Origin of the sequence: Streptomyces sp. C1-1 (genome assembly GCF_050214755.1) — a bacterium.
GTDB lineage: Bacteria > Actinomycetota > Actinomycetes > Streptomycetales > Streptomycetaceae > Streptomyces.
On record NZ_CP189826.1, the window covers coordinates 4,310,066 to 4,321,780 of the forward strand.

At 72.8% G+C, this 11,715-nt stretch carries 8 protein-coding genes; 2 read left to right on the plus strand and 6 right to left on the minus strand.

What is annotated here, in order from left to right; all coding sequences use genetic code 11:
* The first annotated feature begins 72 nt into the window (after positions 1-72).
* Positions 73-1,092 carry an LAETG motif-containing sortase-dependent surface protein gene (locus ACQF4J_RS19535; protein WP_427166313.1) on the plus strand — a complete coding sequence of 340 codons (1,020 nt, stop codon included), beginning with the start codon at positions 73-75 and terminating at the stop codon, positions 1,090-1,092.
* Between the two features lie 71 nt (positions 1,093-1,163).
* Here ACQF4J_RS19535 and ACQF4J_RS19540 read toward each other — a convergent pair whose 3' ends face one another.
* The 4 genes from ACQF4J_RS19540 to ACQF4J_RS19555 all read right to left on the minus strand — a co-directional run bounded on the left by ACQF4J_RS19540 (position 1,164) and on the right by ACQF4J_RS19555 (position 7,400).
* A complete protein-coding gene (locus ACQF4J_RS19540) occupies positions 1,164-2,945 on the minus strand; it encodes a GMC family oxidoreductase N-terminal domain-containing protein (RefSeq protein ID WP_427166314.1) in 1,782 nt (593 codons plus the stop codon).
* 41 nt (positions 2,946-2,986) lie between these two features.
* Entirely contained in the window at positions 2,987-4,600 is a 1,614-nt protein-coding gene (locus tag ACQF4J_RS19545; protein WP_351562636.1) for a succinic semialdehyde dehydrogenase, read from the minus strand.
* 104 nt (positions 4,601-4,704) lie between these two features.
* Positions 4,705-6,444 (minus strand): protein kinase domain-containing protein, encoded by a 1,740-nt coding sequence (locus ACQF4J_RS19550; RefSeq protein WP_427166316.1) that lies wholly within the window; start codon positions 6,442-6,444, stop codon positions 4,705-4,707.
* A gap of 47 nt (positions 6,445-6,491) precedes the next feature.
* Positions 6,492-7,400, minus strand: a complete 909-nt coding sequence (locus ACQF4J_RS19555; protein WP_351562640.1) for an MBL fold metallo-hydrolase — start codon at positions 7,398-7,400, stop codon at positions 6,492-6,494.
* A gap of 71 nt (positions 7,401-7,471) precedes the next feature.
* On the opposite strand from ACQF4J_RS19555, the gene ACQF4J_RS19560 reads away from it, so the two are divergent.
* Positions 7,472-8,374, plus strand: coding sequence for an AraC family transcriptional regulator (locus ACQF4J_RS19560; protein WP_427166319.1), 903 nt, complete (start codon positions 7,472-7,474; stop codon positions 8,372-8,374).
* Here ACQF4J_RS19560 and ACQF4J_RS19565 read toward each other — a convergent pair.
* Both ACQF4J_RS19565 and ACQF4J_RS19570 read right to left on the minus strand, forming a co-directional pair.
* The gene (locus ACQF4J_RS19565; RefSeq protein WP_351806669.1) at positions 8,371-9,969 is read right to left on the minus strand and encodes a serine/threonine-protein kinase; all 1,599 of its coding nucleotides are present in this window, start codon (positions 9,967-9,969) and stop codon (positions 8,371-8,373) included. The genes ACQF4J_RS19560 and ACQF4J_RS19565 overlap by 4 nt on opposite strands.
* 77 nt (positions 9,970-10,046) lie before the next feature.
* Positions 10,047-11,681, minus strand: a complete 1,635-nt coding sequence (locus tag ACQF4J_RS19570; RefSeq protein ID WP_427166320.1) for a serine/threonine-protein kinase — start codon at positions 11,679-11,681, stop codon at positions 10,047-10,049.
* Between the last annotated feature and the right edge of the window lie 34 nt (positions 11,682-11,715).

The window sequence follows — 11,715 nt, forward strand, 5'->3', positions numbered from 1 at the left end:
AACTCCGCGAACAAGGGCCACACCCGCGCCCCACACGCGGAGCCCTCCACACTGGACTCCTTGGGGTTTTCGATGAAGCTTCGCCGTGCCATGGGTGTCGCGGCCGCGACCGCGGTCCTCGCTCCTCTCGCGCTGCTGTCCGCGCCCGTCGCGTTCGCCGAGGACGGCGACACCACCACGACGTCCGCGACGCCCACCGACACCGCGTCCGACACGACCTCCGCGACCCCGACCGACACGACGTCGGCGACTCCCTCCGACACCGGCCTGCCGTCGGACTCCGCCTCGGCCACCGACTCGACGTCTCCGAGCGCCACCGAGAGCGCGTCGACCTCGGCCGAGCCCTCCGTCTCGGCCGACCCGAGCGACGAGCCGACCGAACCCGACGTGCCCTTCTGCGAGGACGTCGACAAGAACTACGAAGGCGCCAAGGTGTCCGCGGACATCAAGGGCCTGCCCGGCAAGATCGTCGCGGGCGACGGGTTCCACGCCTTCGAGCTGACCGTCACCAACGACGCGAAGACCACCGTCGAGGGCGTCGCCTTCTACGCCGAGGTGGAGAACTACGAGCTCGACGAGTCGAAGTTCCTCAGCCCCTACGTCGACCTGGAGTTCAAGAACCCCGAGACTGGTTCCTGGGACCGGATCGGCTCCGACGAGTGGGCCGGTGACTACTTCTTCTACGTCGACAAGCTGAAGGCCGGTCAGAGCCAGTCCGTGGACCTGCGCGTCAGCATCGACGCCAAGGCCCCGGCCGGCGACGCCTACTCCTTCGGCTCCGGCGCCTACCTGGACAACATCGAGGGCCAGGACTGCATCGCCGAGGGCTGGGCACAGTACGACTTCGAGGTGCTGAAGGCCGGGTCGGCCAACCCCGACCCGGGCACCGCCACCCCGGGCGACAACGGCAGCAAGGGCGGTTCGGTGAAGAAGCCGCAGGGTGAGATCTCCGACCTGCCGACCGGCAACCTCGCCGAGACCGGCTCCAGCTCCGCGCTGCCCGTGATCGGTCTCGTCGGCGGGGTCGCCGTCGTCGCCGGTGCCGGCGCGGTGTTCGCGGTGCGCCGCCGCAAGGCCGGCGCGAGCGCGTAAGCACGCTCGTCCCAGAACGGAAGAAGGACCCGCGCTCGGAGGGGAGCGCGGGTCCTTCTTCCGTTCTCATGTCACTTCTTTGGCGGCACCGCCGGCATCCCGAGGAACGGCAGCCGCAGCGCCCCGAACGCCTCCGCCGGGACCGCCGGGGTCTTGGGCTCGACCGGGGCGAGACGCTCGTACGCCGCTCCCTGCGCCGGACGCGGTTCCTCCTCGCCCTTGTTGGGCCAGTACGACATCGCGCGCTCGGCCTGTGCGGTGATGGTGAGGGAGGGGTTCACACCCAGGTTGGCGGAGACCGCGGCACCGTCGACGACCGAGATGCCGGGGTGGCCGTAGAGACGGTGGTACGGGTCGATGACGCCCGTCTCGCGGGAGGCACCGATGGGGCAGCCGCCGAGGAAGTGGGCGGTGAGGGGGGTGCCCATCAGTTCGCCGACGTTGGAGCCGGCGAAGCCGTTGATGTCGGCGGCGATCACGGACGCGGCCTGGGACGCGGCCTTGATCTGCTTGGGGTTGGGGGCGCCGTGGCCCTGCCGGGCGGTGAGCAGGCCCCTGCCGACACCGTCCGGTTTCAGGTACGTCGTCAGGGAGTTGTCCAGCGACTGCATCACCAGGCCGATGATGGTCCGCTCCGACCAGCGGCGGTTGGAGAGGGAACGCAGGACGAGGAGGGGGTGGCGGGCGGCGTTGCGCAGCCAGGCCAGCGCCCTCGACGAGCCCTCGGCGTACGGCACCTGCAGGATGGACAGGCCGCCCATCGAGTTGGAGCCCTTGCCGTAGCGGACCGGCTCGATGTGGGTGTTCTCGTCCGGGTGGATCGAGGACGTGATGGCGACTCCGCGGGTGAAGTCGACCTGCGGCTCGCCGGTCGCCCTGCGGTAGCGGCGGTTGTCGGTCTGGGCGCCGACCAGGGCCTCGGAGTTGGTGCGGGTGAGCTCGCCCAGCCGGTCGGAGATGTGCGGGAGCTGCCCGTTGGCCTTCATGCGGTGCAGCAGGGTCTGGGTGCCGTAGGTGCCGGCCGCGATGACGACCCGGCCGGCCTTGAAGACGCGGCCCCTGGAGGACTTGCGGCGGTCGTCGGTCGGCAGGGTGGCGACGGCGTACCCGCCCTGGGAGTCGTCCGTGATGGAGACCACCGTGGTCATGGGGTGCACGACCGCACCCGCCTTCTCGGCGAGGTGGAGGTAGTTCTCGTTGAGGGTGTTCTTCGCGCCGTGGCGGCAGCCGGTCATGCACTCGCCGCACTCGGTGCAGGCCTTGCGGGAGGGTCCGGCGCCGCCGAAGTAGGGGTCGTCGACCTGCTCGCCGGGCTTGGCCCTGGCCTTGCCGTCGGCGTCCTCGCCGTCGCCGAAGAACACGCCGACGGGCGCCATGTGGAAGGTGTCGCCGACGCCCATGCGCTCCGCCGCCGCCTTCAGGTGGACGTCGGAGGGGGTCATCGTCGGGTTGAGCCGTACGCCGAGCATGCGCCGGGCCTGGTCGTAGTACGGCTGCAACTCCTCCTGCCAGTCGGTGATGTCGCGCCACTGGGGGTCGTCGAAGAACGGCTTCGGCGGGACGTAGAGGGTGTTGGCGTAGTTGAGCGAGCCGCCTCCGACGCCCGCTCCGGCGAGGACCATGACGTTGCCCAGCAGGTGGATGCGCTGGATGCCGTACATGCCGAGCCTGGGGGCCCACAGGTAGTTCTTCAGGTCCCAGGAGTTCTTCGGCAGGTTCTCGCGGGTGAAGCGGCGGCCGGCTTCCAGGACACCTACGCGGTAGCCCTTTTCCGTGAGGCGAAGGGCGGTGACGGAACCGCCGAAGCCGGAGCCGACGACGATGACGTCGTAGTCGTAGGTGTCCTGTGGCACGTGCTCTCCTCGTCGAGAACGGGTGGTCGGAAGGGGTGTGCCTACTTGAAGCGCAGGGCCTTCATCAGCCGCAGGCTCCGGCTCATGAACGCGGCGTACTTCTCGTCGTCCATCCCCAGCGACGGGGCCATCGGGAGCAGCCGCTGCTGGGCCACCGTCTGGGCCTCCGTGTACTTGAGGATGCCCTCGGAGCCGTGCCGGCGGCCGAGGCCGGAGTCCTTCATCCCGCCCATCGGGGACTGGACGCTGCCGTAGGCGGGCGCGTAGCCCTCGTTGACGTTGACGGTACCGGTGCGCAGGCGGGCGGCGACCGCGCGGCCGCGGGAGCCGTTCTTCGTCCAGACCGACGAGTTCAGGCCGTACGCGGTGGAGTTGGCCTGCTCGATGGCCTCGTCCTCCGTGCTGAAGCGGTAGACGGAGACGACCGGGCCGAAGGTCTCCTCGGTGCACACCGCCATCGGCTCGGTCACACCGTCGAGGATCGTCGGCTCGAAGAAGTAGGGGCCGATGTCGGGGCGGGCGACCCCGCCGGCGACGAGCTTGGCGCCCTTGGCGACGGCCTCGTCGACGTGCCGGGTGACGGTCTCCAGCTGCCGCTCCCCCACCAGCGAGCCCATGTCGGCGCCGTAGGCGAGGGACCTGCCGAGCCGCATGGCCCTGGTGCGGGCGGCGAAGCGCTCCAGGAAGGCGTCGGCGATCGACTCGTGGACGTACAGCCGCTCGATGGAGATGCACAGCTGGCCCGCGGAGGAGAAGCAGGCGCGGACGGCGCCGGCGGCCGCCTTCTCGATGTCGGCGTCCTCCAGGACCAGCATGGCGTTCTTGCCGCCGAGTTCGAGGGAGACGCCGACCAGGCGGGCGGCGGCGCCCTGGGCGACCTCGCGGCCGGTGCGGGTGGAGCCGGTGAAGGAGACGTAGTCGGCGTGCTTGACGATCTCGGGGCCGACGACCGGACCGTCGCCGATGACGACCTGGAAAACGTCGGCGGGCAGCCCCGCCTCGATGAGCAGGTCGCGGGCCCACAGGGCGGTCAGGCAGGTCTCGGTGTCCGGCTTCATGACGACCGCGTTGCCGGCGGCGAAGGCGGGCAGCGCGTCGCCGACCGACAGCTCCAGGGGGTAGTTCCAGGGGGCGATCTGGCCCACGACACCGCGCGGGTGGCGCAGCTCGGTGACCCTGGTCAGGGTGGGCATGGCGCCCGCGTGGTGCTTGGGCCTGAGGTAGGAGGGGGCCTTGCGGCCGTAGTGGCGGGCCGCGACGGCGACGGCCTGCACCTCCTCGTGGGCGTGCAGCCGGGCCTTGCCGGTCTCCAGCTGGATGAGGTCCAGGACCTCCGCCTGACGCTCCAGGACCAGGTCGTGGAAGCGGAGCAGGACGGCGGCGCGCTGCCGTACCGGCGTCCGCTCCCACACCGCCTGGGCCCGGCGGGCCGCCTGGAAGGCCTTCTCCACGTCCGCGGGCGTGGACTCGGGCAGGTCGGCCAGCTTCTCGCCGGTGAACGGCGTGTGGTTGGCGGTGCGGCCGGAGCCGACCACACCCTTGGTGAGCTGGGCGACCAGCTCGGGGGTGACCACGTCAGCGGCGGTACGGGCGCCCTCCGGGGCGGGGGCGAGGGGATTGGTGCCGGTCTTGGCCGGGGCCTGCGCGTCCGTCATGAGGCGCAGGGTATGCCGCGGCGGAGCCTTTGGGTACCCGTCGGTAACGCGGCTTCACCGAGTACTCACACGGCGCCAGTGGTCACTGGCAAGGTTTGCGCTGATCAGGGCGTTGGGCGGGCTGAGGGGGCGGTGGTCCGGCTTTTTCCGATCATGAGCCGGTCACGGGCCTCCTTGAACACCGCCATGCCCTTCCGCTCGCTGGGGGTGCCCTTCGGCATGTCCACGCGCAGCTCGTACATGCGGTCGTCCTCGGTGACGACGAAGAGCTGCACGACCCGGGTCGGGGTCTCCTTCAGCCCGTAGGCGGTGTCGGCGACGGCCGCGTCGAGGCCCTGGTAGGCGGTGCGGTACTGCGAGCCGCTCGCGTCGTGGTAGGCGCCGTTCCAGGTGTCGAAGGCCTTCTTCGCGGCCTCGAACGGGTTGCCGGGGGCCCGGTCCCACTCGGTGAGGCGGACCTGGACGAGCCCGTTGTCGTAGACGACGAGCCGGGGCCGGCCGCCGGTGCCGCCTTCGCGGGCGGACTCCCGGTAGGCGGCGGGGAGGGAGAGGACGGCGTCCATGTCGTTCTCGGGGTGGGCGACCCAGGTGCCGGTGGCGGAGGACGCGGCGCCGGAGGGGGTCGCGCGGGCCGGGGCCGACCGGTAGGTGGCGGTGTGTCCGGCGACGGACTCGCCGCCGGGCTCGGCGAACCGGGACGCGGCGAACCAGGTGCCGCCGACGAGGAGGGCGGCGACCGCGGCGAGAGCGGCGCGACGACGCAGGACGGGGCGCTTCGGCGCGGGGGCGACGGTGGCGGTCTCCGGTTCCGGTACGGCCGCGGGGCCGGTCTCCGGTTCCGGTACGGCCGCGGGGCCGGTCTCCGGTTCCGGTACGGCCGCGGGGCCGGTCTCCGGTGCCGGTACCCCTCCGCCCAGCCGGACGGTCCCCGAGTCGTCGCCGAACTCCGCCAGCCGCGAGGCTTCCTGAGGTTCCGTCACCTCACCGGTGGCGAGGACCGGCACCGGCCACCCCTCGGCCACCGCCTCCAGTACGGCCTCCGTCTCCTCCGCGCCGGGCCGCCGCTCGGGGTCCTTCACCAGCAGCCGTGCGATCAGCGGCCCGAGCGGGCCGGCCTGCTTCGGTTCGGGCGGCTCGCAGGCGATGACCGCGGCGAGGGTGGACTCCACCGTCGTACGCCGGAACGGCGAAGCCCCTTCCACGGCCGCGTACAGCAGGACGCCCAGTGACCACAGGTCGGAGGGGGGACCGGCGCTGCGACCCGACATCCGCTCCGGCGCCACGAACTCCAGCGAGCCGACGAACTCCCCGCTCATCGTGAGGGACTCCTCGCCCTGCACGTGCGCGATGCCGAAGTCCGTGAGGACGACGCGGCCGTGCGGGCCGAGCAGGACGTTGGCGGGCTTGACGTCCCGGTGGACGATGCCGACCGCGTGCGCGGCGCCCAGGGCCCTGAGGACGGCCAGTCCGATACGGGCCGCTTCCCGGGCGTCCACCGGGCCGCGCCGCAGCACCTCGTGCAGGGACTCGCCGCGGACCAACTCCATGACGATCCAGGGGAGTCCGCCCTCCTCGACCACGACGTCGTGGATGGAGACGGCGGCGGGATGGTCGACGCGGGCGGCGGCGCGGGCCTCGCGGTAGAGGCGGTGGGCGGCCCGCTGCCGGTGCTCGTCCTGCGGATCGCCTGGCAGCCGGGGCTCCTTGACGGCGACGTCCCGGTCCACGAGCTCGTCGTGGGCCTGCCACACGGTGCCCATGCCGCCCGATCCGATGCGCTCGGTCAGCCGGTAGCGTCCACCGAGCAACCGGCCCTCGCGCGTATGTTCACCGCCTGCACTCATGCCTCATGACTACCGTGCGAGGCACGGCCTTGTCGACGCGGCCGGCACTACGGTGTCCGGTCGACCACCTCGAACGAGCTTCCCCTGCGCCGCACTTCGACGACGCCCGCCCCGCCGAAGTGCGCGGGCACCACCAACTCCCGCTCGTCCGCCGCCCGTTCCAGCACCCGCCGACGGCTGGCGGCGGCCTGCTTCGGGTCCAGGCAGAAGCAGCTGCTGCACTCGGGGCGCAGGATCTGGACCGGGCTGTGCAGCAGGTCGCCGACGAATACGGCGTGTTCGCCGCGGGAGGCCACGCGCAGCACCGAGGAGCCCGGAGTGTGCCCGGGGGCCGCTTCGAGGGTGAGGTTCTCGTCGATTCGGTGCTGCCCGTCCCACAGCCGGGCCTGCCCGGACCTGTGCACGGGGGCGATGCTGTCCTCGTAGACCAGCCGGTCGTCGGGGCGCAGCCCGCCGCCGTAGCCGCCGCGGGGGCCGAAGTGGTGGTCGTCGGCGGCGGGGAGGAGATAGGTGGCCGCGGGGAAGGTGGGCCTCCAGGTGCCGTCCACGTCATGGGTGTTCCAGCCGACGTGGTCGCCGTGGATGTGGGTGTTGATCACGAGGTCGACGTCCTCGGTCCGCACACCGGCCGGCGTCTCCAGCCGCGCGGGCAGCCCCACCCCGCTCCGCCGGTGGAAGAAGGGGTTCCCGGGCCGCTCCCGCCCGTGCCCGACCCCCGTGTCCACCAGCACGGTCCGTCCCGCGCTGCGCAGCACCCAGGTCTGCAGGGCGACCATGGCCTGTCCGGTCTCCGGGTCCCAGTGGTCGGGGCTCAGCCACCGGCGGTTGCCCTCCCACACCTCCGCCTCGACGCCCGGCACGAGCTCGCGGGCGGGCGCGTACGGCGCCTGCCATTCGACGACCCTGCGGACCTCGACGTCCCCGATCATGAAAACCTGCGTGTTGTCATCAGCCATGCCTTCACGCTAGAAGCGCGAACATGAGCTTTCCAATGCTTCTTCCGCTCACTCCGATACGCTTACGTCTCATGGACGTGGTGAGTGACGCGATCTCCGCCGTGCGCATCGGACAGCCCTCCTCCAACCGGCTGCGAGTGGGCGGGACGTGGTGCACGCGGCTCGCCCCGTACGACGGGGCCGGGTTCCACGTCGTCCTCGCGGGCGGCTGCTGGCTGCGGCCGGACGGGGACGGTGAGCCGGTGACGCTGGGCGCCGGGGACGTCGTACTGCTGCCGCACGGGGCGGGGCATGTGCTCGCGGACTCCCCCGGGGACACGGCGGCCGCGGTGCCGTTCGAGGAGATGCGCCGGCCACCGCGCGATGCGGACGGACGGGGCGAGGTGGAGCTGGTGTGCGGCAAGTACCGCCTCGACAGCAGCCGTGTGCACCCCCTGCTGGCGGAGCTCCCGCAGGTCGTCCACCTGCCCAACCGGGTCGGCGCGCACCCCGAACTCCGCTCCGCCGTCGACCTGTTGGCCCGCGAGCTGGACGAACGGCGCCCGGGGTCGTGCCTGGCCCTGCCGAGCCTCCTCGACCTGCTGCTGGTCTACATGGTGCGGGCGTGGATGGCACAGGCGCGCACCGGGGCCTGGCCGACGGTCCTGAGCGATCCCGTGACGACGGCGGCGCTGCGCGCCCTGCACACCGATCCGGCGGCAGCGTGGACCAACGACCGGCTGGCGGCGGAGGCCGGGGTGTCGCGGGCGACGCTGGCCCGCCGCTTCACGGCCCTGGTCGGCCGGCCACCGATGGCCTACCTGACGTGGTGGCGGCTGACGCTGGCGGCGACCCGGCTGCGCGCCAGCGACGCGCCGCTCGCGGCGGTGGCCCGGGAGGCCGGATACGGGACGCCGTACGCCCTCTCGCACGCGTTCAAGCGGGAGTTCGGGATGACCCCCGGGACCTACCGCAGCCGGCTCGCGCCCGCCTAGAGCTTGTCCACGCCCCAGTTGGCCAGCACCGTCCGCGCCACCTCGCGTCCCCGGTCGGTGAAGTCGCCCTTGCCCGGGTAGACGACCGTCAGCTTGTACATGTCGCCCGCCGTCGACTTGTAGTAGAAGATCTGCGCCTCGCGCGGCAGCGGGTTCTGCGAGTCGTCGGTGTGGTAGACGACCTTGTTCTTGGCGGCCTTGCGGCCGTGGTACGTCAGGGACGGCTGCGTCTCGGTCCTCGGGCGCTCCGGCATCTGGAGGCTGTAGTCGCCGGACTCCTTGAACGTGCCGTCGTCGTCGTACATCTGCGCGGCCGCGGAACCCTTGATGGAATACGCGTTGTCGTCGCTCTTCCGGATCACCGTCAGACCGACGGTGATGGCGCCGCTCGCGTCGCTGTAGGCCACCCAGTGGGTCTTGTCGTCCTTCCCGTCCGGCCCCGACCTGCGGTAGTCGTGCGGGACGGGAAGGGTCGCCGTGACCTCCTTCTCGTGGTGCCTGGTCCAGCCGCCGGGCAGCGGGCCCGCGAACGGGTTCGCGATCAGCACGTACGCCAGCGCCGCCGCGACCACCGCCGCCACGCCCCCGCCCAGCAGCGCGCCACGGCCCGGTCGGATGCCGCGCCCGGCGCCCGCCGCGCCCGGATCGGCGTACGTCACCTGCTGCGTCGGCACCGGCGCCGGCGGGTTCGCCGCCGCCTCCAGGAGGGCGCGCACCCGGGCGGCGTCCGGCCGGTGCGCCGGGTCCTTGTGCAGCAGGCCGGTGATCACCTCCGCCAGCGGGCCCGACGCCGAGGCGGGCGGGGCCGGCATCGCGTTGAGCACCGACTGGAGCGTGGCCGGGGTGTTGCTGCGGCGGAACGGGGAGACGCCCTCCGTCGCCGCGTACAGGACGACGCCGAGGGACCACAGGTCGGACGCCGGGCCGGGACGCTGGCCCAGCACCCGCTCCGGCGCGATGTACTCGGGCGAACCGACGAAGCCCCCGGTGTCAGTCAGGTTCGTCTCGCCCTCGATCTGCGCGATGCCGAAGTCGGTGAGGACGATGCGGCCGTGCCGGCCGAGCAGGATGTTGTCCGGCTTGACGTCACGGTGCAGGACGCCCGCCGCGTGCGCGGCCTCCAGCGCGCCGAGCACCTCCAGGCCGATCCGGGCCGCCTCCCGCGCCCCGAGCGTGCCCTCCCGCAGGGCGTCGCCGAGCGAGCGGCCGTGCACCAGCTCCATGACGATCCACGGCCGGCCGTCGACCACGGCCACGTCATGGACGTTGACCACCGCGGGATGGTCCAGGCGGGCAGCGGCGCGGGCCTCTCGGCGCATCCGCTCGAAGACCTTGTCCCGCTCCCGCTCGGGCAGGTGGTCCGGGACGCGCGGTTCCTTGACGGCGACCTCGCGGTCCACGGTCTCGTCCTTGGCCCGCCACACCGTGCCCATGCCACCGTGCCCGAGCTTGCCGAGCAGGCGGTACCGGCCCGCGATGAGCCGGTCCGCGCCGGGTTCCGGCCGCGCGGGCGGGGAAGGCCGGGGCACGGGAGGCTGCAGGACAAAACTCGTCGTGTCGTCGGACTCGTGGCCGACGCCCCCGTTGGCGCTCATGAGGACATCCATATCGCGCCACCCACCCGCGCATCCAGGGTTGGCCGGTTCCGGTCACAGACCCGTGACCTAGAGCCCTAGCGCTGCCCGCCCGTGAAGGTGTCCACGGCCACGTCGAAGTACTCCTTCGCCTCCCGCACCTTCCCGACCGGCGCCGACACCCACACGTCGTACATCCGGCCGCCCTCCTCCCAGCACAGGTCGTAGGTGTGCCGGGGGCCCTCCGCCGTGCTGAAGCCGTTCCAGGTGAACTCCCACAGGGCGGCGGGGTGCCCGGCGTGCGTGGTCGGGGTGACCTTTCCGTCGTGGTAGCCGGGGTTGTTGTCCGGGCCCTTGGCGGCCGAACGCCGCATCACCGCGAGCGGGCCGCCCGTCTGCGGGTCGGCGGTCTTGATGCCGAGCCGGAAGGTTCCGCCCGGGGACAGATAGAAGATCCGCTCCCCCTGCGGCTCGCGGGTGAAGGACTCCGGTACGGCGAGGGAGAAGCCGGCCGGGTCGTCGGCGACCCGGTAGCCGGAGGGCGCGGAGGGTCCCTTCGCCGTTGTGGTGGGGGTGGCGGACCGGCTCGGGGTGGCGGACGGACGCCGGGTGCTCGGCGTCGGCGACGCGCTCACCGACGTACCCGGCCCCTTGCTCGACGGCGTGCCGCCTCCGTCGCCGCCGCCGCGGTGCATCAGCAGCGCCGCCGCCGACACTCCGGCCCCGGCCATCGCGGCGACCAGCAGCGCCGCCACCAGCACGCCCCGGGTGGAGCGCCGGTTCTCCGCCGCCGGCGCCGGGGCCGGTGCCGGCGGGGGCGGGGACGGGAGCGGGGCCCGGCGGGGCACGTCCCGCTGGGTGGGGGTGTAGTCGGACGGCGGCGCGTCCGGGGTGCGGCCCGTGTCGCGGAAGGCGCGAAGCATCCGCTCGGCCTGCGCCGCGTCCAGCCGCCGGTCCGGATCGCGCTCCAGCAGGCCGCGTACGACGGGCAGCAGCGGGGCGGCCTGCGCGGGCGGCCGGATCTCGTCGAAGACGACGGCGTGGAGGATGCCGCCCAACGAGTCGCGCCGGAAGGGGGACTCGCCGCTCAGGGCGGTGCACAGCAGCGCCCCCAGCGACCACAGGTCGGACTCCGGCCCGGTCCTGGCGCCCGACATCCGCTCCGGCGCCGTGTACTCGGGCGAGCCGACGAAGGAGCCGGTCTCGGTGAGCGTGGTGGCGCCCGCGACCTGGGCGATGCCGAAGTCGGTGAGGACGACCCGGTCGGTGCCGGCCTCCAGCAGGACGTTGGCGGGCTTGATGTCCCGGTGCAGGACGCCCGCATCGTGCGCCGTGCGCAGCGCGCTCAGCAGGCCGATGCCGATCCGGGCGGCCTCCCGCGCCTCGATCGGGCCACGCGCGGCGATGCGGTCGGCGAGGGAGCCGCCGTCGATCAACTCCATGACGATGTAAGGGCGTTCGTCGTCCTCGACCACGTCGTGGACGACGATGATGTGCGGGTGGCGCAGCTGGGCCACCGCACGTGCCTCACGCAGGGCGCGGTCGCGCTGGCGGCGGACCTCCTCCTCGGAGGCGGTGTCGTCCACATCCAGGGGGATCTCCTTGACCGCCACCTGCCGGCCGAGCAGTTCGTCGGTCGCCCGCCACACCACGCCCATGCCGCCGCGTCCGAGCCGCGTCCCCAGCCGATACCGGCCCGCGATGACACGGATGCCTGCCCCCTCGGTCCCCATGCGCCCCATCATGCCGCACCGGACGAACGGCCTC